Origin of the sequence: Salmonella sp. 32010601201800023SM (assembly GCF_017572235.1) — a bacterium.
GTDB lineage: Bacteria > Pseudomonadota > Gammaproteobacteria > Enterobacterales > Enterobacteriaceae > Salmonella > Salmonella enterica.
The window spans coordinates 132,285-153,647 of the sequence record NZ_JAGEQS010000004.1; the positions used below are offsets into that span (position 1 = coordinate 132,285).

At 52.9% G+C, this 21,363-nt stretch carries 22 protein-coding genes and 1 tRNA gene; 9 read left to right on the plus strand and 14 right to left on the minus strand.

Features of this window, described 5'->3' with window-relative positions; translation table 11 throughout:
* Positions 1-32: 32 nt before the first annotated feature.
* Positions 33-407, minus strand: a complete 375-nt coding sequence (locus J4617_RS13815; protein WP_001051261.1) for a hypothetical protein — start codon at positions 405-407, stop codon at positions 33-35.
* Positions 408-579: 172 nt separating this feature from the next.
* Here J4617_RS13815 and J4617_RS13820 point away from each other — a divergent pair, with 172 nt between their 5' ends.
* From J4617_RS13820 to J4617_RS13830, 3 genes are all read left to right on the plus strand, one after another.
* Positions 580-828, plus strand: a complete 249-nt coding sequence (locus tag J4617_RS13820; RefSeq protein WP_000433425.1) for a transcriptional regulator — start codon at positions 580-582, stop codon at positions 826-828.
* Between the two features lie 168 nt (positions 829-996).
* Positions 997-1,365 (plus strand): NlpC/P60 family protein, encoded by a 369-nt coding sequence (locus tag J4617_RS13825; protein WP_000118258.1) that lies wholly within the window; start codon positions 997-999, stop codon positions 1,363-1,365.
* Entirely contained in the window at positions 1,365-1,883 is a 519-nt protein-coding gene (locus J4617_RS13830; RefSeq protein ID WP_017465510.1) for a YbjP/YqhG family protein, read from the plus strand. Before J4617_RS13825 ends, J4617_RS13830 begins: the two co-directional genes overlap by 1 nt.
* A 66-nt stretch (positions 1,884-1,949) precedes the next feature.
* Here the strand turns inward: J4617_RS13830 and J4617_RS13835 are convergent, their stop codons facing one another.
* A complete protein-coding gene (locus tag J4617_RS13835; RefSeq protein WP_001142900.1) occupies positions 1,950-2,606 on the minus strand; it encodes a type II CAAX endopeptidase family protein in 657 nt (218 codons plus the stop codon).
* Between the two features lie 97 nt (positions 2,607-2,703).
* Entirely contained in the window at positions 2,704-3,918 is a 1,215-nt protein-coding gene (fabB, locus tag J4617_RS13840) for a beta-ketoacyl-ACP synthase I (RefSeq protein ID WP_017465509.1), read from the minus strand.
* 159 nt (positions 3,919-4,077) lie between these two features.
* Between fabB and mnmC the strand changes: the two genes are divergently transcribed.
* Positions 4,078-6,078 carry a bifunctional tRNA (5-methylaminomethyl-2-thiouridine)(34)-methyltransferase MnmD/FAD-dependent 5-carboxymethylaminomethyl-2-thiouridine(34) oxidoreductase MnmC gene (gene mnmC / locus J4617_RS13845; RefSeq protein ID WP_000816086.1) on the plus strand — a complete coding sequence of 667 codons (2,001 nt, stop codon included), beginning with the start codon at positions 4,078-4,080 and terminating at the stop codon, positions 6,076-6,078.
* Between the two features lie 51 nt (positions 6,079-6,129).
* Here the strand turns inward: mnmC and J4617_RS13850 are convergent, their stop codons facing one another.
* Genes J4617_RS13850 through prmB form a run of 6 tightly spaced genes read right to left on the minus strand, consistent with a single transcriptional unit; the run spans position 6,130 to position 10,676 of the window.
* Positions 6,130-6,405 (minus strand): YfcL family protein, encoded by a 276-nt coding sequence (locus J4617_RS13850; protein ID WP_000559749.1) that lies wholly within the window; start codon positions 6,403-6,405, stop codon positions 6,130-6,132.
* 32 nt (positions 6,406-6,437) lie between these two features.
* Complete coding sequence (locus tag J4617_RS13855; RefSeq protein WP_001066345.1) at positions 6,438-6,986, minus strand: elongation factor P hydroxylase; 549 nt, start codon at positions 6,984-6,986, stop codon at positions 6,438-6,440.
* Positions 6,986-7,795 carry a sulfite exporter TauE/SafE family protein gene (locus J4617_RS13860; RefSeq protein ID WP_000368599.1) on the minus strand — a complete coding sequence of 270 codons (810 nt, stop codon included), beginning with the start codon at positions 7,793-7,795 and terminating at the stop codon, positions 6,986-6,988. The genes J4617_RS13855 and J4617_RS13860 overlap by 1 nt, the downstream gene beginning before the upstream one ends.
* The gene (mepA, locus tag J4617_RS13865) at positions 7,795-8,619 is read right to left on the minus strand and encodes a penicillin-insensitive murein endopeptidase (protein ID WP_000750429.1); all 825 of its coding nucleotides are present in this window, start codon (positions 8,617-8,619) and stop codon (positions 7,795-7,797) included. The genes J4617_RS13860 and mepA overlap by 1 nt, the downstream gene beginning before the upstream one ends.
* A 3-nt stretch (positions 8,620-8,622) precedes the next feature.
* Entirely contained in the window at positions 8,623-9,708 is a 1,086-nt protein-coding gene (aroC, locus tag J4617_RS13870) for a chorismate synthase (RefSeq protein WP_000918456.1), read from the minus strand.
* Between the two features lie 35 nt (positions 9,709-9,743).
* A complete protein-coding gene (prmB, locus tag J4617_RS13875; RefSeq protein ID WP_001542329.1) occupies positions 9,744-10,676 on the minus strand; it encodes a 50S ribosomal protein L3 N(5)-glutamine methyltransferase in 933 nt (310 codons plus the stop codon).
* A 165-nt stretch (positions 10,677-10,841) separates the two neighbouring features.
* Here prmB and smrB point away from each other — a divergent pair, with 165 nt between their 5' ends.
* A complete protein-coding gene (gene smrB / locus J4617_RS13880) occupies positions 10,842-11,393 on the plus strand; it encodes an endonuclease SmrB (RefSeq protein ID WP_000730794.1) in 552 nt (183 codons plus the stop codon).
* A 99-nt stretch (positions 11,394-11,492) separates the two neighbouring features.
* On the opposite strand, the gene sixA is transcribed toward smrB, so the two are convergent.
* The 4 genes from sixA to J4617_RS13900 all read right to left on the minus strand — a co-directional run bounded on the left by sixA (position 11,493) and on the right by J4617_RS13900 (position 16,106).
* The gene (gene sixA, locus J4617_RS13885; RefSeq protein WP_017465508.1) at positions 11,493-11,978 is read right to left on the minus strand and encodes a phosphohistidine phosphatase SixA; all 486 of its coding nucleotides are present in this window, start codon (positions 11,976-11,978) and stop codon (positions 11,493-11,495) included.
* A gap of 208 nt (positions 11,979-12,186) precedes the next feature.
* A complete protein-coding gene (fadJ, locus tag J4617_RS13890) occupies positions 12,187-14,334 on the minus strand; it encodes a fatty acid oxidation complex subunit alpha FadJ (protein WP_017465507.1) in 2,148 nt (715 codons plus the stop codon).
* Complete coding sequence (fadI, locus tag J4617_RS13895; protein ID WP_001248121.1) at positions 14,334-15,644, minus strand: acetyl-CoA C-acyltransferase FadI; 1,311 nt, start codon at positions 15,642-15,644, stop codon at positions 14,334-14,336. The genes fadJ and fadI overlap by 1 nt, the downstream gene beginning before the upstream one ends.
* Before the next feature lie 177 nt (positions 15,645-15,821).
* Positions 15,822-16,106: a YfcZ/YiiS family protein gene (locus tag J4617_RS13900; RefSeq protein WP_000030904.1), complete on the minus strand. Its 285-nt coding sequence runs from the start codon at positions 16,104-16,106 to the stop codon at positions 15,822-15,824.
* A 370-nt stretch (positions 16,107-16,476) separates the two neighbouring features.
* On the opposite strand from J4617_RS13900, the gene fadL reads away from it, so the two are divergent.
* Positions 16,477-17,784 (plus strand): long-chain fatty acid transporter FadL, encoded by a 1,308-nt coding sequence (gene fadL, locus J4617_RS13905; protein ID WP_001549822.1) that lies wholly within the window; start codon positions 16,477-16,479, stop codon positions 17,782-17,784.
* A gap of 60 nt (positions 17,785-17,844) precedes the next feature.
* On the opposite strand, the gene mlaA is transcribed toward fadL, so the two are convergent.
* On the minus strand, positions 17,845-18,600 hold the full coding sequence (mlaA, locus tag J4617_RS13910; RefSeq protein WP_000776787.1) for a phospholipid-binding lipoprotein MlaA: 756 nt from the start codon (positions 18,598-18,600) through the stop codon (positions 17,845-17,847).
* A 288-nt stretch (positions 18,601-18,888) separates the two neighbouring features.
* Here mlaA and J4617_RS13915 point away from each other — a divergent pair, with 288 nt between their 5' ends.
* The 3 genes from J4617_RS13915 (at position 18,889) to J4617_RS13925 (ending at position 21,313) form a co-directional block, all read left to right on the plus strand.
* Positions 18,889-19,830: a formate/nitrite transporter family protein gene (locus tag J4617_RS13915; protein ID WP_001590337.1), complete on the plus strand. Its 942-nt coding sequence runs from the start codon at positions 18,889-18,891 to the stop codon at positions 19,828-19,830.
* Positions 19,831-19,905: 75 nt separating this feature from the next.
* Positions 19,906-19,980: transfer RNA gene (locus tag J4617_RS13920), tRNA-Arg, on the plus strand.
* A 163-nt stretch (positions 19,981-20,143) separates the two neighbouring features.
* Complete coding sequence (locus tag J4617_RS13925; RefSeq protein WP_053253415.1) at positions 20,144-21,313, plus strand: tyrosine-type recombinase/integrase; 1,170 nt, start codon at positions 20,144-20,146, stop codon at positions 21,311-21,313.
* The last annotated feature ends 50 nt before the right edge of the window (positions 21,314-21,363 follow it).

The following is a 21,363-nucleotide window of genomic DNA, read 5'->3' on the forward strand; positions in this document are numbered from 1 at the left end:
AACTTGTCAACCTTGAAATTGCAGCCAGGGTATCAACGTGGCGGCGTGTCATCAAACAGAAAGGGAAAGACCGCTTTCATCCCTCTCACCTTAAACCGTCCGGTCACCTGCTTGCGCTGTTCTGGCGTCAGTAACCTGAACATCATCTCCCAGATATCTTCAGGCTCCGCTTCCTGTAAGGAAATGGGTTCTGGCGTCGGTTCCTCTCCGCTGTCGTCCAGATAACGATGAACATAGAGAGGGAAAACAGATATATGAAACTCCTCGGCCTTTGATTTAACACGCTTACGCCTGACCCCCGCTTTCCCTTCACTGTACTTATATAAACGTTCGCGAACCGCAGGCTCGCTTCCCGGAAACCCCGGTAAGCCAAGACATTCCTTAACCGTGAACCATTCCTTTGCCATCGGTTTCTTTCCTTTCCCCTGATGAAATAAAAATATTTCTTCTTTTTCGCGAAATTTTGCTTTCTTTCTGGCACTATTCTCAGAGTGAAAAAGAAAGTAACTTTCTTTTTCTCGCGCTAATTTTTACCTTAAAAATATCGGTGCCGATAACACATCTTCTTAGGATTACAGAATGGAACCAAAAAGCCAAGACTGGCATCGTGCAGATATTAAAAGTGCACTTGAAAAAAGAGGTATTACGCTCAGAGATCTTTCTCGTCAGGCCGGTTTATCACCTGATTCACTGCGCAATGTCTTTACCCGTTCCTGGCCGAGAGCTGAACGAATTATTGCGGACGCGCTGGGCATCACGCCGCAGGAGATCTGGCCGTCGCGCTATGATGATATGCAAATAAAAAATGATGCCGATATCGCAGAATAATAGTTAATGCTGAATAAATTGGCTTTAACCTATCAATCTCAACAATTAATAAATATTTAAACTTATTATATTGAAAATAGTAATAGCACTATCTGTCATGCTTCCCGAATCAAATACTGTTAAAGCATTACGTAATTGCTATTACGTATTTTATTAACAGGAATCATTATGAGTTGGGATAAAAGAGTGGCGGTTAATTATGCCAAAACGCATGCAGGTTCTCATTCTCAAGGCCGGTGTGCGGAATTTACCCGAAAGGCAATTCAGGCGGGCGGTATCACGCTGGGGCATACGTATCATGCGAAAGATTATGGCCCAATGTTAAGAAGCGCCGGATTCACCGCTATTGGTACCTATGAAATGCCGCGCGAGGGTGACGTCATCATTATTCAACCTTACGCTGGCGGAAACCCGAGCGGTCACATGGCGATATACGATGGCACAGAGTGGTATTCAGATTTTAAACAACGCGATATGTGGGCCGGCCCGGGCTACCGGGCAGCCAGGCCCTCATATACCATCTACAGGAAGAATTAATGAACACGTTCTCCCTTGTCGCGCTTATCCTGTTGCTTTGTAGTTGCTCTGCGCCTCATCACGACAGTACGCAGGCCGTGAAGCAGTTCTATACCTCATGGATGACGACGTTCACGAACGATGTGAATCCCCCTGACGACACCACCGCCTTAATGCAACGTTACGTTGCTAAAGAGGTTATTCTTCGCCTGGCGCTAATACAGTCCCTTTATGAACAGGAGATTGTGGGGGCAGATTATTTTATGTATGCGCAGGACTATGCGCCAGAGTGGATTCCACAGTTACGGGTTGGGAAGGCACACCCTTTCCTCGGCGGAGAAAAAGTGGATGTTCTGTTGGGCACAGAGTCAACGCCCATCCACCTGGAAGTTTATACCCGTTGGGAAGAGGGACGCTGGAAAATTTACCGCGTTCGGGATGCTGACAGGGGTTATGAACAGCCGATTTATGACGCAGGCGCCATCACCCAGGCTGAGGCCTGGTCAGCAAAAGTCGCGCCGGAATATAAGAAGCATTAAAAAAGGGAATCGCCATCGGTCTCTTGTTCGTACCGGAGAGGTTAAAGCGCCTATTTCATCAGGCTCTTATTCCGTCGCTGAAAACAGTAAGCCGAAAACAACCCAGGCATTATTTAAAATATGAAGTGTTATCGGTATCATTAGCCCACGGCTTCTCATTCGAACAACGCATAATATCGATGAAAAAACAAACAGATAAACAAAAGTCACCGCAAAGAGATATTGTGTATGCATAAATGCAAAAGCGAGTGAAGTAATAATAATACCGGAAGCTCTTGAGTACCGACCCCAACCGATACTGCTGTTTAATAAAAACCCTCTGAATATAATTTCCTCCGCCACAGGAGCCAGAAAGCACATCGCCAGCGTGTTAAGAAATTTATGAAGAAAAAATTGCCTTGATAACTCGGCCATCCAGGGTTCCGGGCCACTAAAAGCATTGTAGAGAACGGTAAGGCACACCAGGGCCAGCGCCGGAACAAAACACTCCACGAATGATAAGCGACCCAATGATAAAAACGGGTAATACTTTGAATAAATACTCCAGGCGGCAATCGCATAGACAAAAACAATACTATATATAAAAGGCGCAGCCAGACCTCCCAAATAAAGCCAGGCATAGGAAGGCGAAAATGAGGCAAAAACAAAAATGCCGAACAAACCAAATAAAACAGCCACACAACTCAAACTATGCCTAATTTTATCTAATGTATTAGTTGGCATTTATATAATATCCATATAATTTGTTGTTCCCTGAATGAAAAAACAGGTCGCATTAGCGACCTGTTTCATTGTTGATACTACAACGTAATAGTCAGGCTTACAACTTACGCATCACCAGCGTGGCGTTGGTGCCGCCAAAACCGAAGCTGTTAGACATTACGGTAGTCAGTTCACGCTCGGTCGTTTCGGTCACGATGTTCAGACCCGCAGCCAGCTCATCCAGCTCTTCGATGTTGATGCTCGGCGCGATAAAACCGTGCTCCAGCATCAGCAGAGAGTAGATGGCTTCCTGCACGCCAGCCGCACCCAGCGAGTGGCCGGTCATCGCTTTGGTCGCGGAGATAGCCGGGCTGTTATCGCCAAACACTTCACGGATTGCACCGAGTTCTTTCACGTCGCCTACCGGAGTAGAGGTACCGTGAGAGTTCAGGTAGTCGATCGGCGTGTCTACGCCGTGCATCGCCATCTGCATGCAACGTACTGCGCCTTCACCAGACGGAGCAACCATGTCTGCGCCATCGGATGTTGCGCCATAGCCGACGATTTCCGCATAGATATGCGCGCCGCGCGCCAGAGCGTGCTCCAGCTCTTCGACAACAACCATACCGCCACCGCCCGCGATGACAAACCCATCACGGTGCGCATCATAGGTACGGGACGCTTTTTCAGGCGTATCGTTATATTTGGTGGACAGTGCGCCCATCGCGTCGAACTCACAGGCCATTTCCCAGCACAGCTCTTCGCCGCCGCCAGCAAAAACGATGTCCTGTTTGCCCAGTTGGATCTGTTCAACCGCATTGCCGATACAGTGTGCGGAGGTCGCGCAAGCGGAACTAATGGAGTAGTTCACGCCATAAATTTTAAACGGCGTAGCGAGGCAGGCGGAAACGCCGGATGCCATTGCTTTCGTCACCACATACGGGCCAACGGCTTTCAGACCACGCGGACTACGCATGGCGTCTGCGCCAAAGACCTGGAATTTCGGGGAGCCGCCGCCGGAACCTGCAATCAGGCCGACACGCGGGTTATTCTGATAGACTTCCGGCGCCAGACCGGCGTCGGCCACTGCCTGCTCCATAGACAGATAAGCATAAATGGAGGCGTCGCTCATAAAGCGCACGACTTTGCGGTCAATGAGGCCAGTGGTATCCAGTTTTACGTTGCCCCATACCTGGCTACGCATGCCGGCGTCCTTCAGCTCCTGAGAGAAAGTGATCCCTGAACGTCCTTCACGCAGAGATGCCAGGACTTCCTGCTGGTTATTACCGATGCTGGAAACGATGCCCAGGCCAGTAATCACTGCACGTTTCATTCAATACCTCTGTAATTCGCACTATTTTTAAGTTTCGATTGGCACAATAGCGTACACTTGTACGCCGAACAAGTCCGATCAGCCATTTAGTACGGAAATTTGCGCCATCAGGCACACATCGTTAAGATCGCGATACCGCCCGTCAGACGAGTAACTTACGTGAAACAATACGCCATACAACCCGCCACACTCGAATTTAACGCTGAGGGTACACCTGTTTCCCGAGATTTTGATGATGTCTATTTTTCTAATGACAATGGACTCGAAGAGACACGCTACGTTTTTCTTGGCGGCAATCGTCTTGCGGAGCGATTTCCCGTACATTCACATCCATTATTTATAGTCGCGGAAAGCGGTTTTGGCACCGGACTCAACTTCCTGACGCTGTGGCAGGCGTTTGACAGCTTTCGTTCTGCGCACCCACAAGCGACGCTGCAAAGGTTACATTTCATCAGTTTTGAGAAATTCCCGTTAACGCGCGACGATCTGGCGCTGGCGCACCAACACTGGCCGGAGCTCGCGCCCTGGGCAGAGCAGCTGCAGGCGCAATGGCCGCTGCCGCTCCCGGGGTGCCACCGCCTATTGCTGGATCGGGGTCGGGTGACGCTGGATTTGTGGTTTGGCGATATTAATGAGCTGACCGACCAACTGGACGCCACGCTGAATCAAACAGTCGACGCCTGGTTCCTCGACGGTTTTGCCCCGGCGAAAAATCCGGATATGTGGACGCCAAACCTGTTTAACGCGATGGCGCGGCTGGCGCGGCCCGGCGCAACGCTGGCGACGTTTACCTCGGCGGGCTTCGTTCGTCGGGGATTACAGGAAGCCGGTTTTACCATGCAAAAACGCAAAGGCTTCGGACGTAAACGCGAGATGCTTTGTGGAGTGATGGAACAACACCTCATGCCGACCCTTTCCGCGCCCTGGTTTTACCGCAGCGGAAGCGAAAAACGTGAAACGGCGATCATTGGCGGCGGCATCGCCAGCGCGCTGTTATCACTGGCGTTACTGCGTCGCGGCTGGCAGGTGACGCTCTATTGCGCGGACGACCAGCCCGCCCAGGGCGCCTCCGGTAATCGACAGGGTGCGCTTTATCCACTCCTTAGCAAACATGACGCCGCCATTAATCGCTTTTTCCCGACCGCATTCACCTTTGCCCGTCGCCTGTATGATGCCCTGCCCGTCTCTTTTGATCATGACTGGTGCGGCGTGACACAGCTCGGATGGGATGAGAAAAGCCAGCAGAAAATTGCCCAGATGCTGTCCCTGGCGCTGCCCGCCGAACTGGCCTCGGCGCTCAATGCCGAAGAGGCGGAACAGGCGGTTGGCGTGACGACACGCTGCGGAGGAATTACCTATCCGGCAGGCGGCTGGCTATGCCCGGAACAATTAACTCGCGCAGTCATCGCACTGGCGACCGAACAGGGTTTACAAACGCGCTTTCGCCATACGCTCACGTCGCTCGTTGCGCAGGAGTCGCGCTGGCAACTGCGCTTTATGTCAGGTGAAACCGCCAGCCATGAGACCGTCGTCCTGGCGAACGGCCATCAGATTAACCGTTTTGATCAGACCCGGCCGCTGCCGGTGTATGCCGTCGGGGGGCAGGTCAGTCATATTCCCACCACCCCCGCCCTCTCGGCGTTGCGTCAGGTGTTATGCTACGACGGCTATCTGACGCCGCAAAATCCGCATAATCAGCAGCACTGTATTGGCGCCAGCTATCACCGGGGCGACGAAAGCACCGTCTGGCGCGAAGAAGATCAGCGTCAGAACCGACAGCGTCTGCTTGACTGTTTTCCGGATGCGAAATGGGCCACAGAGGTTGACGTTAGCGGCAACAGCGCCCGTTGCGGCGTGCGTTGCGCCACCCGCGACCATCTGCCGATGGTGGGCAATGTCCCGGATTACCACGCCACGCTGACGCATTACGCCGATTTAGCCGATAACAAAACGTCGGCGGCGCCTGCGCCTGTGTATCCGGGTTTATTTGTGCTTGGCGCGCTGGGATCGCGTGGTTTGTGCTCAGCGCCATTATGCGCAGAAATTCTGGCGGCGCAGATGAGTAACGAGCCGATTCCACTGGATGCCGGTACGCTGGCGGCGTTAAATCCAAATCGGTTATGGGTGAGAAAGTTATTGAAGGGAAAAGCGGTGAAGTAATGGGTCAGTCAATAGCGGAAGGCGGCAAGCGTCGCCTTCCGGCCCACGGCGTTATTGTTTTGCCTTGTCGAACAAATTGTCCCACATCGCTTTGACTAACGCCTGATCGCGCGGCGACAGTTCGCCGGCGCCGATCGCTTTTTCCAGACTTTGGCTAACGTTGGCATAGACCGCCTCAACGGAGTGGTCATCACCGCTCTCCAGCTCGGCAATGGCTAACGTCAGGTGGCCACGCAGGTATCCACTGGCAAAAAGCTCATCGTCGCTGGCGTGCTCTACCATATCGTCAATTAATGCCAGAATGCGTGATTCAAACTCCGCGATCATCTTCTTTCCTCATTGTAAACGTGGCGCTGGCTTTAATTAAGCGCTTCCGGCCACGGGAACTGTTCCGCCTTAAGTTCGGGCGTGTGATAGTAATTCTGTAGCGCTTTGATGAAGCGGGCCGGACGTTCAGGAATGCCCTGCTCCAGATACGCCATTACCTGCGCATGAACCCGGCGCTGAAACGCCACGCGATCCGGTTCAATATCGCCTTCCAGATTGTCGCAACTGACGTTAAAGGGATACCCCGCCGCCACGCAAAACAACCAGTCGAAAGCCTGTGGCTTCACCTCAACGTCTTCAAATTGACTTTGGGTCTGCGCGTCGCGTCCGTCCGGGCAGTACCAGTAACCAAAGTCGACCAGTTCGCGGCGCGCCTTACCGGCGATACACCAGTGAGAAATCTCATGCAGCGCGCTGGCGTAAAACCCATGCGCAAAGACGATGCGGTGGTACGGTACCTGCGCGTCAGCAGGAAGATAGATCGGTTCGTCGTCGCCTTTAATCAGACGGGTATTAAATTCTTCGGCAAAGCAGCCGTTAAAAATCTCAATTAACTGTTCGTAATGGTGCGTATTGTTCATTAATTCATCCCCAACCAGTGGAGGATCTCCTGTCCGTGGCTATCATAAAGTAACCTGGCGCTCATTACCGCCGAGACAATAACGATCATCGGTCTGATAAGCTTTTGGCCTTTGCTCAACACCAGACGCGACCCCATTCGCGCCCCTAAAAACTGACCAACCAGCATCACGAAGCCCGTCGCCCAGATCACTTTGCCGCCGATGATAAATAACAGCAGGCCGCCAACGTTGGAAGTAGCGTTAAGCACTTTGGCATGTGCCGTGGATTTCGCCAGGTTATAGCCACATAAGGTGACAAACGCCAGAGCGTAAAACGACCCGGCGGCAGGCCCGAAAAAGCCGTCGTAAAACCCGACGCATCCCCCGGCTATCAGCGCGAACGGTAATCCATACAGGCGGCGCTGGCGATCTTCCTCGCCCAGCTTCGGCATCAATAAAAAATAGAGGCCGATGAAAATCACCAGGATAGGCAAGATCTGGCGCAAAATATCCGCCTGCACGTGCTGCACCAGCAGCGCGCCGCTCATCGAGCCAATGAACGTCATCAGAATATTGAGCTTTTGCTCGGCCAGGTTTACCACCTTACGGCGAATAAAATAGAGCGAAGACGAGAGGGAGCCGCCGCACGCCTGTAATTTATTGGTCGCCAGCGCGTTTGCCGGCGACATCCCGGCGGCCATCAGCGCAGGGATAGTGAGCAGCCCTCCGCCCCCGGCGATAGAATCGATAAATCCTGCCAGTACGGCGACAAAAAACAGCACTACCAGCAGTAGCGGGGAGACCATAAACAGATCATAAAAATTGTCCATCAGAGTACATGCTCATCCAGTAGCGCCTGGCAGGAAGGCGGCAGCGGCGGCGGTGTCTTCTTCTCAGGCTTTGTGGTGCCAGGTTTTGGCGGTTCGAACCAGCTTTGCAGTTCAGCGCCGCATCCATCGCCCGGCGGGGGTAAAGGTTGATCTTCGCACTCCAGGCTGTCGGCAGGGCAGCGTAAACGCACGTGCATATGCGCGCGATGCTGGAACCAGGGGCGTACTTTACGTAGCCAGTCACGATCGCTTCCGGCATCGAGGCAAAGCTGTTGTTTAATAGCCGGATTGACGAAAATACGGGTGACGTCATTGTCTTGTGCCGCCAGTTTGATCAGACTGGCGATATCCGACGACCAGCGCGACGGCACGACATGTTTACCGTCGCGGGACACCAGATCTAACGCCTGCGGGCGCAATAGCTGCGCCTGGCTCCAGCGCGTTTTCGGCAACTGCAAGAAAATATCCACATCAAGCCCGGTCTGATGACTGGCGTGTCCGCCATTAAAGCGGCCTCCGGCAGGCATCCCCATGTCGCCTATCAGGACGGTTCCGAGCCCCCGTTGCTGCGCCTGATGACTCAACCGCTGGATAAACATGACCAGATCCGGGTGGCCGAAATAACGGCGCTGATCGGTGCGCATCACCTGATAATTATCGGACTGTACCGGCAACGTGTCGGCGCCAATGATGCATCCGTTGGCAAAGCTACCGATAGACTGGGCGGCGCCGGGGACAGGATGGGTTATTTTCTGCCACGGCGTCGCCGCCAGGCTGGCGCTACTGACAAACCATGCCAGCAGCGCAATCGCGGTTTTTTTCATTTCTTACCAGCGTGGAATCTCTGTCTTTACATCCGCATTCTGTGCCCGATGGCGCAGCAGGTGATCCATCAGCACGATCGCCAGCATGGCTTCTGCGATCGGCACTGCGCGAATCCCCACACACGGATCGTGGCGCCCTTTGGTGATCATTTCGACTTCTTCACCTGCCCGGTTGATCGTACGTCCCGGCACGGTAATGCTGGAGGTAGGTTTCAGCGCCATATGCGCCACAATGTGTTGCCCGCTACTGATGCCACCGAGGATGCCGCCAGCGTGGTTGCTCTGAAAACCCTGCGCCGTGATTTCATCGCGATTCTGGCTGCCGCGCAGCGCCACCACGTTAAATCCTTCGCCGATCTCCACGCCTTTCACCGCATTAATGCTCATCAGCGCATGGGCGATGTCCGCATCCAGTCGGTCAAATACCGGTTCGCCAAGCCCTGCCGGCACGCCGCTCGCCATCACCGTCACTTTCGCGCCGATGGAGTCACCCTCTTTTTTCAGCGCGCGCATCAGTTCGTCCAGCGCGTCAAGTTTGTCCGCATCGGGACAAAAGAACGGATTAAGCTCAACCTGACGCCAGTCTTTAATCTCCAGCGGAATGTCGCCCATCTGGGTCAGGCAGCCGCGGATTTCGATGCCGAACTTTTCCGCCAGGTATTTCTTGGCAATCGCCCCTGCCGCTACGCGCATCGCGGTTTCACGCGCGGAAGAACGTCCACCGCCACGGTAATCGCGCAGGCCGTATTTCTGCTCATAGGTGTAATCCGCGTGTCCCGGACGAAAAACATCTTTAATCGCGCTGTAGTCCTGCGAGCGCTGATCGGTGTTTTCAATCAGCAGGCCAATGCTGGTGCCGGTCGTCACGCCATCAAACACGCCGGAGAGAATTTTTACCTGGTCCGGTTCGCGGCGCTGGGTAGTATAGCGCGAGGTGCCGGGGCGGCGTCTGTCGAGATCGTGTTGCAGATCGGCCTCCGTCAACGGGATGCCGGGCGGCACGCCATCGACGATACACCCAAGCGCCAGCCCGTGTGATTCGCCGAAAGTGGTTACGCGAAAGAGTTGTCCAATTGTGTTTCCTGCCATCACGGCTCCGTTATCGTTGTTGTCGTTTGCGTGTTTTAATCTTTATAAATATTGAAATGTTCACGGGCCGCGAGCAACTGCGCTTTGGTCAACATAAAGACGCCATCGCCGCCGTTGTCAAACTCCAGCCAGGTGAACGGCACATCCGGATACTGCTCCATCAGATGTACCATGCTGTTTCCGACTTCACAAATCAGAACGCCGTCATCGGACAGATAATCCGGCGCATTCCCCAGGATACGACGGGTCAATTTGAGGCCGTCAGTGCCGGACGCCAGCCCCAGCTCAGGTTCGTGGCGATATTCGTTCGGCAGATCGGACATATCCTCCGCATCGACATAAGGCGGGTTAGTGACAATCAGATCGTACTGAACTTTCGGCAGATCGCGGAACAGATCGGAACGGATTGGCGTCACGTGATGGATAAGACCGTGTTCTTCAATGTTATGCTCGGCGACAGCCAGCGCATCCGGCGAAATATCGACCGCATCAACCTCTGCGTCCGGGAAAGCATAAGCACAGGCGATGGCGATGCAGCCGCTACCGGTACACATATCCAGAATATATTTCGGCTGTTGGCTAATAAGGCCGGCGAAGTGGTTATTAATCAGCTCGCCAATCGGCGAACGCGGCACCAGCACGCGCTCATCGACATAAAATTCGTGGCCGCAGAACCAGGCTTTATTGGTCAGGTAGGCGACCGGGATACGCTCGTTAATGCGACGAATCACTCGCTCGACAATGCGGTGTTTTTCGCTGGACGTCAGCCGCGCGGTCCGCATATCTTCCGGAATATCCAGCGGCAGATAAAGAGACGGCAACACCAGTTGTACCGCTTCATCCCACGGGTTATCGGTACCGTGTCCATACCAGATATTCGCCGCGCTAAAGCGGCTTACCGCCCAGCGCAACATGTCCTGAATGGTATGCAGTTCACTTACTGCTTCATCGACGAAAATTTTATCCACGTATTCCTCCAGGGCATGCTCGCATTAAATTCGGCGGCTAGTTTGCCACGAAGACAGGGATAAATCAGCATTGACGCGGCGGGAGAATACGAAAAATCCGTTTTGACCGTTCGGATATCCTCCGGGTCGGGTAAACTAAGGCAAAAGATCAGACGAGACCCACGAATGAAAAAGAAAACATCGCTCAGCGAGGAGGACCAGGCGCTGTTCCGTCAGCTGATGGTCGGCACCCGAAAGATTAAACAGGATACTATCGTCCATCGGCCACTGCGCAAGAAAATCACGGAAGTCCCTACCCGAAGGTTAATTCAGGAACAGGCGGACGCCAGCCACTATTTTTCCGATGAGTTCCAGCCGCTGCTCAATACGGAAGGGCCGGTAAAGTATGTCCGTGAAGATGTCAGCCATTTCGAGCTAAAAAAAATGCGCCGCGGCGACTATTCGCCGGAACTGTTTCTGGATTTACACGGCTTAACGCAGCTTCAGGCCAAGCAGGAACTGGGGGCGCTGATTGCCGCCTGCCGTCGGGAACATATTTTTTGCGCCTGCGTCATGCATGGACACGGTAAACATATTCTGAAACAGCAAACGCCGTTATGGCTGGCGCAGCATCCGCATGTGATGGCCTTTCATCAGGCGCCGAAAGAGTACGGCGGCGACGCCGCGCTGCTGGTGTTGATTGAAGTGGAAGAGTGGCAACCGCCCGAATTACCCTGATGCGGAATTGCCGGATGGCGGCGCAAGCGCCTGATCCAGCCTACGAACAGCCAGCGCTGTCGTAGGCCTGATAAGCGAAGCGCCATCAGGCAGCAAAGATTAAATCGCTTTCGCCATTTTCAGATTGCAGGGACTCATTTGCCAGTTGAATGTCCCCTTGCCGCTTTCATCAAGCGTAACGTTGGCAATTGCGGACGTCGTGAACATCGGCGGCGTTTCGCCCGGACAAAGCTCAGATACCAGGTATCCGACCAGAGGTAAGTGAGAAATCACCAGCACCGATCCGATCTCTTCATTGGCCAGCACCTGGAGGTAGGCGCTGACCAGACCGACATCGCCACAGGGCGTTAGCTCCGGCAGGACATCCACCTGAGCCGGCAGATTCATACAATCGCCGACCACATCTAACGTCTGTTCGGCCCGAAGAAACGGACTCACCAGAACACGTTCGATATCCACTTTTTGACCTTTCAGCCAGTTCGCCATCAGGCGAGACTCGTCACACCCACAAGGGGTCAAGGGACGAACCGAATCACTGGCGGCATCGAGGGCTGCGTCGCCGTGACGCATGATAAAAACTTGCATATTGCACCGCTTTTGTTAACCAGTTTCACCAACACGCTTACCACATGCCCCTATTGGCTGCGGCAAAAATGCGGTGGCCGGCATTGTGCCTTATCCATTCACTGAATGAAACGCTGTTTTTTACCTCAATGGCGTAAGTATAGTCAATCCTTGATTATTATTTCGCCACTAAGGAGGCATTCAGTGCGGATTCATATTCTCTTTGACCTCAATTTCCCTGGTCAGTTTCCCCATTCGTCCAGAAATGCTCCCTGCGCTCCGCCATGCGCACTAATTGTTCACAAGGCGCGTAACGAGGACCGTAAAGTGCGGCCAGGCGCTGTAATGTCGCCACCATTTCACCCGGCCCGAGAGCATCCATATAGCGGAACGGGCCACCGAGAAACGGCGGAAAACCGATACCAAACACGGCGCCGATATCGCCATCGCGCGCGCTGCGAATCACTTTTTCGTCGAAACAGCGCGCCGCTTCGTTAAGCATTAACATGACACAGCGCTCTGCCACCTGCTGCGCAGACAATCGACTCTGCCCTTGCACGCCAATAAGCTTATAAATAGCAGGGTCAACCTGTTTTTTGCTTTTACGCCCTTTTTCACCATAAAGATAGAAACCGCGACCATTTTTTCTACCTTTGCGATCGTCATTCAAAATTGAAGCAACAACATTTGCAGGCGCGCTAAAACGTTCTCCATACGCCGCCTCAAGCACAGGAATAATTTTAGTGCCCGTATCGATTCCCACCTCATCCAAAAGTTGGATTGGTCCCACCGGAAAACCAAATTTTACCAGGGCGGCGTCAATATGTTCGACGCGTTCGCCTTCAGTCAGCATCCGAATCGCCTCATTGATATACGGCGCAAGAATTCGGTTAACATAAAACCCGGCTTTATCACTGACGACTATCGGGGTTTTACCCTGTTTTTTCGCCAGCTTAACGGTCGTGGCGATGGTCTGCGCGGAAGTAGACGCATGAGGAATAACCTCAACCAGTGGCATTTTTTCGACCGGGCTAAAAAAGTGCAATCCAATCACCTGTTCCGGTCTGGCCGCATTCGCCGCAATATCGCCAATCGGCAGGGAAGAAGTATTGGAGGCAAAAATGGTGTGAGCAGCGCAATTTTGTTCCACTTCCGCCACCATCTGTTGTTTTAACGGCAGATCTTCAAACACCGCTTCAATGACCAGATCACGATGACTGAAACCACGGTAATCGGTCGAACCTGATATCAACGCCAACTGTTTATCGCGTTCGCTGGCTTTGATATGGCGGCGGCGTACTTTTGTTTCAAGCAGATCCCAGCTGTATTTCAGAGCATGATTGATCCCCTGAGTATTTATATCCTTAATTCGTACTGGCAAGCCGCCTTTACAGGCCGTAACCCAGGCGATACCGCCGCCCATTAACCCGCCGCCTAAGATGCCCACGCTGTTCAGCGGGCCGGGCGGCGCATCGCTACCGGGATCTTTTTTCACCTCGGTACTGGCAAAGAAAATAGCGCGCAGCGCCTGCGATTGAGGCGTCATCGCCAGCTCGCCGAAAGCGCGCGCTTCCGCGTCATAGCCGCTACTGCTGCCCTGCGCCAGTCCGGTTTCAATCACATCAATGATCCACTCCGTCGCCGGATAATTACCCTGCGTTTTTTGCGCCGTCTTTTTACGCACCAGGCGAAATAACAGCGCGCGCCCCAGCGGCCCCGCCAGGATACGTTCACGGACCGGTAATGTCCGCTGCGCCAGGCGTTCTTTTTTAGCCAGCTCGACAGCTGCTTCCAGTAAAATGGTTTGCGGCACCACATCATCAACCAGCCCGGCTTTAAGCGCCTGTCTGGCGCGAAGCTGTTTACCTGTCAGGATCATATCCAGCGCGGTACTGACCCCCACCAGCCGTGGAAGACGCTGCGTTCCGCCCGATCCCGGTAAAAGCCCTAACTGTACCTCCGGCAGTCCGAGAACGGTTTTAACGTCATCGGTACAGATGCGCCGATGGCAGGCCAGCGCCATTTCAAGGCCGCCCCCCAGACAGGCGCCGTGAATGGCGGCGATGACCGGAACAGGCAACGCCTGGATCTCCGCCATCAGTTGCTGTCCCTGACGCGCCAGCGTTTCCGCTTCCTGCGCGTTTTGGCAGTGGCCTATCATGTTGATATCAGCGCCAGCAATAAAGTTATCTGCTTTGGCTGAGATAAAAACAACGCCCTGCAACGCTTTGTTTTCCCTGATCTGCTTCAGGATGGCGCGTACCTGCGTGGCAAACTCCGCTTTCAGGGTGTTCACCTTTTCTCCAGGGACATCAATAGCGACAACCGCGACATTATCCAGACGCACGTTAAGCATAAAAGCTGATGTGGTAGTCATTATTCCGCCTCCAGAACCATCGCCGCGCCAAGACCGCCAGCCGCGCAGGCCGTGACCAGGCCAAAACCTCCGCCCCGACGCCGTAATTCATGCAACGTTTGGGTTATCATCCGTGCGCCCGTTGCGGCAAAAGGATGCCCGTAGGCGATTGAGCCGCCGAGCACGTTGAATTTAGCGTCATCCACCTCCCCTGTCGCCTGCGCACGACCAAGCACCTCACGGGCAAATCGTTCGCTGCCCAGCAGTTGTAAGTTCGCCAGAGTCTGAGCGGCAAACGCTTCATGCATGTCGAAAAGCGTCAGATCGGCCATCGTCAACCCGGCCCGCTCCAGCGCCAGCGGCGTTGACCAGGCCGGCCCCAATAGCATGTCCTGCCAGACATCAATAGCGGTAAAGGCGTAGCTGCGCAGATAACCAAGCGGGTGCAGCCCCAGCTCTTTAGCGCGGGATTCGGTCATCAGAATAACGGCGGCAGCGCCGTCGGTCAGCGGTGTACTATTGGCGGCGGTCACAGAGCCATGTTTTCTGTCAAAAGCGGGACGCAGTTTAGCGTAGTCCGCCAGCGTGGAGGCGCCGCGAATGTTGTTGTCTTCTGCAAAGGGGTTTTTATACGGCGGCACATAGGTCGTCATCACTTCTTCCGCCAGTTTGCCCTCCGCCCATGCCTGCGCGGCGCGCTGATGTGAACGATGCGCCAGCGCGTCCTGCTGTTCACGCGTAATACCATACGTTTTCGCCATCTGTTCGGCGGTATCGCCCATGCGCAGACCGGTGGAATACTCAGCAACGGCGGGAGGAACGGGCAGCAGGTCGCGTAAGCGCAGACGAGAAAAAAGCGTCAGCCGTTGGCGGGTCGTCCGGGCTTTATTGACATCAACCAGTACCCGCGCCAGGGCTTTACTCACGCCTATTGGCAGTACCGACGACGAATCTGCGCCGCCAGCGATACCCGCGCGTATCGTGCCGGCCATCAGGCTTTCCGCCACATTCGCTACCGCCTGAAAACTGGTGGCGCAGGCGCGGCTTACGCTATAGGCATCGGTATGAACATTCATTCCCGTACCCAGCACAATTTCGCGCGCAATATTGGGGGCTTCCGGCATTTGTACTACCTGACCAAAAACCAGTTGCTCAATGGCATCGGCTGGAATTTCACTGCGCGCCAGCAGCTCGCCTACCACCATCTTGCCGAGATCAACAGCGGGAATACCATGAAATGCAGTGGCCTGACGAGCGAAGGGGGTTCGTAACCCACTGACAATAGCAATGCGATCGCCCTGACGGGTGACCAACGGTAAAGCCTGACGCATAGTACTCCCCTGTAAAAAAATAAATTAGTGGTCTGACCTGATCACAGTCTTAACCAATTTTTTACATTTAGCCAAGCAGAGAGAAAAGAAAGTGGGAGCTAAGGCACAGTGAAGGGAAACGACAAAAAAAGAAAACGCCTCCGCCAGATGATGATGGAGGCGTCGTGAATGAACGGATTAACGCAGGCCGAGCTGGAAGATCAGCGTTTCTGCTTCGCAGGCGAAAACAAAATCAATATCCAGACGAACGCCTTCGGATTCCTCGGTAAAGGTTGGCGTAATTTGGCAAGGTTCAGACTCCACGCTACGCGCTTTTTCGGTTAACGCCGCCAGCGTCTCTTCAGCCTCTGCGCGGGTAGCGAATACGCGGCTGTATGACGCGGTGCAATCGGAGTTGTCCATGATGGTTCCAACGTCCATACAGCAGCAAACCGGGGTTTCATCAGCACTGCATTTACTCATTGTAGATTTCCTCTGTATTTGCACCCAGGGTGCCAGATAAACGATGGGGATATTTTACGCTCCCGGCATTCGCCTCTCCAGTCGTTAATGGTGGGAAACGCGTTAAGTGACCGAAATCACACTTAAAAATGATCTAAAACAAAAATCGCGCGATCGGGTGACCGTTAAGCCCGCCGATTTTGCCAGCCAGATCTCGTTTCTAAGATCACAATTGAAAAAACTTATAAACATACTTGCAACATTCTAGCTGGTCAGACCTATACTCTCGCCACTGGTCTGATTTCTAAGTCGTACCGCAGACCCTACACTTCGCGCTCCTGTTACAGCATGTAACATAGTTTGTATAAAAATAATCAATGAGGTTATGGTCATGAGCCAGAAAACCCTGTTTACAAAGTCTGCTCTCGCAGTCGCAGTGGCAATCATCTCCACCCAGGCCTGGTCTGCAGGCTTTCAGTTAAACGAATTTTCTTCCTCTGGCCTTGGCCGGGCCTATTCGGGTGAAGGCGCAATCGCAGATGATGCGGGTAACGTTAGCCGCAACCCGGCGTTAATTACCATGTTTGACCGCCCGACGTTTTCAGCGGGCGCGGTTTATATTGATCCTGATGTTAATATTAGCGGGACATCGCCATCTCGTCGGACGTTAGATGCGGATAACATCGCGCCGACGGCCTGGGTGCCGAACGTCCATTTTGTCGCCCCGATTAACGACCAGTTTGGCTGGGGGGCTTCTATTACCTCTAACTATGGTCTGGCGACAGAGTTTAACGATACATACGCCGGCGGCTCGGTTGGCGGTACGACCGATCTTGAAACCATGAACCTGAATTTAAGCGGCGCTTATCGCTTAAATGAGGCCTGGAGCTTCGGCCTCGGCTTTGATGCGGTATACGCACGTGCGAAAATCGAACGTTTTGCGGGCGATTTAGGCCAGTTGGTCGCGGCACAGAATCCGGCGCTGGCGCCGGTCGCGGGTCGGATTCCCAGCGACACCAAGATTGCCCACCTGAACGGTAATCAGTGGGGCTTTGGCTGGAATGCCGGTATCCTTTATGAACTGGATAAAAATAACCGCTACGCGCTGACCTACCGCTCGGAAGTCAAAATTGACTTTAAAGGCAACTACAGTAGCGATCTTCCCATCGCTATAAACCAATTTAATCTGCCTATCCCAACGGCAACCGGCGGCGCGACGCAGTCAGGCTACCTGACGCTGAATCTGCCGGAAATGTGGGAAGTGTCCGGTTATAACCGTGTGGCGCCACAGTGGGCCATCCACTATAGCCTGGCCTATACCAGCTGGAGTCAGTTCCAGGAATTGAAGGCAAAATCGACCGCTGGCGATACGCTCTTTGAGAAGCATGAAGGCTTTAAAGACGCTTATCGCATTGCGTTGGGTACCACCTATTACTACGATGACAACTGGACGTTCCGTACCGGTATCGCCTTCGATGACAGCCCGGTACCAGCGCAAAACCGTTCTATCTCTATTCCGGACCAGGACCGTTTCTGGCTGAGCGCCGGTACGACTTACGCCTTTAACAAAGATGCGTCTGTCGACGTTGGCGTCTCTTATATGCATGGTCAGAGCGTGAAAATTAATGAAGGCCCTTATCAGTTTGAATCTGAAGGGAAAGCCTGGCTGTTCGGTACTAACTTTAACTACGCGTTCTAATCTCTTTCTGAAACGGATCAAAAAGGTGAGCATTCCGCTCACCTTTTTATTTACTGCCGTTTATTCCGAGTCGATCTCTTTGAGTTCGTCCTGAATCGCCTGCGCGTTCGGGTTTTCCTGCGGCTTGAGTTTTCCGCCATTGGCGATAAAGTCATGACGCTGGAAGTATGCCTCGCGCACCATAATATAAGGATCGGAAGACTGGCGCAGCAAACCATCGGAGTCCAGCAACTGCGCGCGGGTTTCTATCCCTTCGATAGTCCATTTTCCTATGGACATTGGCCAGGTCAACCACGAGAGCACCGGATACAAGGTATCCGCCATATCCCCGCCATCTTCACGCAGCGTGAAGCTGCCGTAGAACGGAAGTTGCATATAAGGCCCATACCCCACGCCATAATGGCCCAGCGTACTGCCAAAGCGATGCGGTTCAACGCGCTGCAGCTTAGGATTCGCCATTCCCGCGACGTCAATAAAGCCGCCCATCCCTAATAAGGTGTTCAGGAAGAAACGGGTGAAATGCACCATACCCTGATAAGGATCGCCCTGCAGGAAATAGTTCACCATGATCGCCGGTTCTTCGAGGTTGCCGGTGAAATTACTTAAACCGTTACGCGCAGGCTGTGGAACATAATCACGCCAGGCGACCGCGACCGGCCGAACAACATACGGGTCCAGCACATTAAAGTTGAAGTTGTACATGGTGCGGTTAAACCCTTCAAATGGGTCTGAACGCCCCTGCTGTTCTGTACCGGAACTCGCACACCCGACCAGCAGTGTGGTTCCCAGCGCCAGCGCCGACAGGCGAAGCTTCATAGATGTCTCCCTGTGAATTATGGCTATCGCTGATTGCCATCCATGACGGAACGCTACCGTATCCGCCTGTTTAGGTGTGAGCGATTTTAACAGCACGTCAAACGATGTCTATATGCGCGATCTCATTGCTCTGAGCATAGCCTGGTAACGCAACAACGTGACGGCCCTATTCTAACGAAACAGATAAAAACGAGCGTGATCATTTTTATTTTTTCGGAGAATGCCCCGGCCTGGGTAAATGAAAAACCGCTACGCTTTATTAATATGTGTTAATCAGCAGGGATCATCATGGATAGCCTTAACGACGATAAAATTAACCGGCACAGCAGTGACCTGGAAGTTGAAAGCGAAGAAAAACAAAGCGGTAAAGAGATTGAAGTGGATGAAAATCGTCTTCCTTCCCGCGCCATGGCGATTCATGAACATATTCGCCAGGATGGTGAAAAAGAGATGGAACGCGATGCGATGGCTTTGCTCTGGTCAGCCATTGCCGCAGGACTTTCTATGGGGGCATCACTCCTGGCGAAAGGAATTTTCCACGTGCAGCTTGAAGGCGTTCCCGGCGGCTTTTTACTGGAAAATCTCGGCTATACCTTTGGTTTTATCATTGTCATCATGGCCCGCCAGCAATTATTTACTGAAAATACCGTTACCGCCGTATTGCCGGTAATGCAAAATCCCACTCTGAGTAACGTTGGCCTGCTGATGCGCTTATGGGGCGTAGTCTTATTGGGCAACCTTATTGGCACCGGGGTTGCGGCGTGGGCATTTGAATATATGCCTATATTTGATGAAGAGACCCGCGACGCCTTTGTCAAAATTGGTATGGAGGTCATGAAAAATAGCCCAACGGAGATGTTTGCCAACGCGATTATCTCTGGCTGGATCATCGCCACAATGGTATGGATGTTTCCTGCAGCAGGCGGGGCAAAGATTGTGGTCATTATTTTGATGACCTGGCTTATCGCGCTGGGCGATACCACCCATATTGTCGTCGGTTCCGTTGAAATTTTGTATTTGGTTTTCAACGGCACGCTGCCCTGGAGCGACTTTCTCTGGCCCTTCGCCCTTCCCACACTTGCCGGAAATATCTGCGGCGGCACCTTTATTTTCGCATTAATGAGCCACGCGCAGATCCGCAACGATATGAGCAATAAACGTAAGGAAGAAGCGAGGCTACGCGGCGAGCGCCTGGAACGGGAGCGGAAAAAAGCGGAAAAACAGCGCTGAGTGGCGACGGTTTAACCAGTCAGGCGGCGCTACACTTACTCCGGCGAATAAAAAACGCTATACTGGCGCCGCGTTGTCCCCTTAGTTAAATGGATATAACGAGCCCCTCCTAAGGGCTAGTTGCAGGTTCGATTCCTGCAGGGGACACCACTTTTCCGTTCTCCCTCGTCCGTAACAGTTCTCGAATCCCTTTTATAATCAGCATCTCCACTCAATATTAGTTCTTAGGCGTTCGTAGCAGATCGTTGACTACCGCACAATAATGCGGGCATATTGTGGGCACATGTTAAAATGACCACGGATTTATGCCCACATGCTCACAGTAAAGCAAATTGACGCAGCAAAACCTGCAGAAAAATCATATCGCCTTGCTGATTCTGGAGGCCTGTTCCTGTTCGTACCTCCATCAGGCAAAAAGGTGTGGCGAATGCGCTACCGGTTCGAAGGAAAGGAAAAGACGCTGGTCATCGGACCGTACCCGCAAATCTCGCTTACCGAAGCCAGGGCAAAACAATCTGACGCGAAAATGAAGCTGCTTGCTGGCGTGGACCCATCAGAACAGAAGCAGGCTATAAAGAAGAAGGAAAAGGAAGAAGTAGCTGATTCGTTCGGTGAAATCTTCAGGGAGTGGCATGATCACAAATCTAAGGTATGGTCGAAAGGATATGCTGACGAAATGATGAACATGTTCACTGGCGATATATTGCCGCTCATCGGGCATCTGAGAATGGAAGAGGTGGAGCCGATGATGCTACTGAAGGTGATCAGGCTATTTGAGGACAGAGGGGCGATGGAACGTGCTGATAAGGCTCGGCGCAGGTGTGGCGAGGTTTTCAGCTACGCAATAGTAACCGGCAGAGCTAAATATAATCCGGCTCCAGACCTTGTTGGGGCAATGAAGGGTTACAGAAAAAACAACTACCCTTTCCTCCCTATGCATCGCATTCACGAATTCCAGAGGGCGCTGAATGGGTATGGAGGCTGGGTTATAGGTAAGATTGCTGCTCAGGTTCTTCACTATACAGCAATGCGAACAGTGGAGTTACGTTCGTTGGTATGGTCAGGAATTGACTTTGAAAACAGGCTGATCACTGTTGACCCTGAAGTCATGAAAGGAAGAAAACTGCATGTCGTTCCAATGTCAGAGCAAGTTACAGCGCTTTTCAAATTCCTGCAACAAATCACCGGACAGTACGAACTTTGCTTCCCGGGAAGGAATGACAGGAAGAAGCCAATCAGCGAAAATGCCGTCCTTGGTGTAATCCGCGGAATAGGATATGAAGGGCAGACATGCGGACACGGTTTCAGACATCAATTCAGCACGGTACTCAACGAGAAGCATTGGAACAGCGACGCAATAGAGATGCAGCTGGCACACGTAAGCGGCGGGACGCGCTCAGTTTACAACCATGCTGCATATCTGGCTACCCGCAGAGAAATGATGCAATTTTGGGCTGACTGGCTTGATGAGAAGGTGCCATAAAAATGTAACAAACCATACGAATCAGTTAAAAGCCTGTGTTCCCCTATTTT

Bases quoted from the DNA above. Each gene is read 5' to 3' on its own strand.
- aroC (WP_000918456.1), bottom strand. From the start codon at position 9,708: ATGGCAGGAAACACAATTGGACAACTCTTTCGCGTAACCACTTTCGGC.
- J4617_RS13925 (WP_053253415.1), top strand. From the start codon at position 20,144: ATGCTCACAGTAAAGCAAATTGACGCAGCAAAACCTGCAGAAAAATCA.
- sixA (WP_017465508.1), bottom strand. From the start codon at position 11,978: ATGCAAGTTTTTATCATGCGTCACGGCGACGCAGCCCTCGATGCCGCC.
- J4617_RS13835 (WP_001142900.1), bottom strand. From the start codon at position 2,606: ATGCCAACTAATACATTAGATAAAATTAGGCATAGTTTGAGTTGTGTG.
- J4617_RS13850 (WP_000559749.1), bottom strand. From the start codon at position 6,405: ATGATCGCGGAGTTTGAATCACGCATTCTGGCATTAATTGACGATATG.
- mlaA (WP_000776787.1), bottom strand. From the start codon at position 18,600: ATGAAGCTTCGCCTGTCGGCGCTGGCGCTGGGAACCACACTGCTGGTC.
- J4617_RS13825 (WP_000118258.1), top strand. From the start codon at position 997: ATGAGTTGGGATAAAAGAGTGGCGGTTAATTATGCCAAAACGCATGCA.
- fabB (WP_017465509.1), bottom strand. From the start codon at position 3,918: ATGAAACGTGCAGTGATTACTGGCCTGGGCATCGTTTCCAGCATCGGT.
- J4617_RS13855 (WP_001066345.1), bottom strand. From the start codon at position 6,986: ATGAACAATACGCACCATTACGAACAGTTAATTGAGATTTTTAACGGC.
- fadI (WP_001248121.1), bottom strand. From the start codon at position 15,644: ATGCGTCAGGCTTTACCGTTGGTCACCCGTCAGGGCGATCGCATTGCT.
- J4617_RS13900 (WP_000030904.1), bottom strand. From the start codon at position 16,106: ATGAGTAAATGCAGTGCTGATGAAACCCCGGTTTGCTGCTGTATGGAC.
- fadL (WP_001549822.1), top strand. From the start codon at position 16,477: ATGAGCCAGAAAACCCTGTTTACAAAGTCTGCTCTCGCAGTCGCAGTG.
- J4617_RS13820 (WP_000433425.1), top strand. From the start codon at position 580: ATGGAACCAAAAAGCCAAGACTGGCATCGTGCAGATATTAAAAGTGCA.
- J4617_RS13830 (WP_017465510.1), top strand. From the start codon at position 1,365: ATGAACACGTTCTCCCTTGTCGCGCTTATCCTGTTGCTTTGTAGTTGC.
- smrB (WP_000730794.1), top strand. From the start codon at position 10,842: ATGAAAAAGAAAACATCGCTCAGCGAGGAGGACCAGGCGCTGTTCCGT.
- J4617_RS13860 (WP_000368599.1), bottom strand. From the start codon at position 7,795: ATGGACAATTTTTATGATCTGTTTATGGTCTCCCCGCTACTGCTGGTA.
- mepA (WP_000750429.1), bottom strand. From the start codon at position 8,619: ATGAAAAAAACCGCGATTGCGCTGCTGGCATGGTTTGTCAGTAGCGCC.
- fadJ (WP_017465507.1), bottom strand. From the start codon at position 14,334: ATGACTACCACATCAGCTTTTATGCTTAACGTGCGTCTGGATAATGTC.
- J4617_RS13915 (WP_001590337.1), top strand. From the start codon at position 18,889: ATGGATAGCCTTAACGACGATAAAATTAACCGGCACAGCAGTGACCTG.
- J4617_RS13815 (WP_001051261.1), bottom strand. From the start codon at position 407: ATGGCAAAGGAATGGTTCACGGTTAAGGAATGTCTTGGCTTACCGGGG.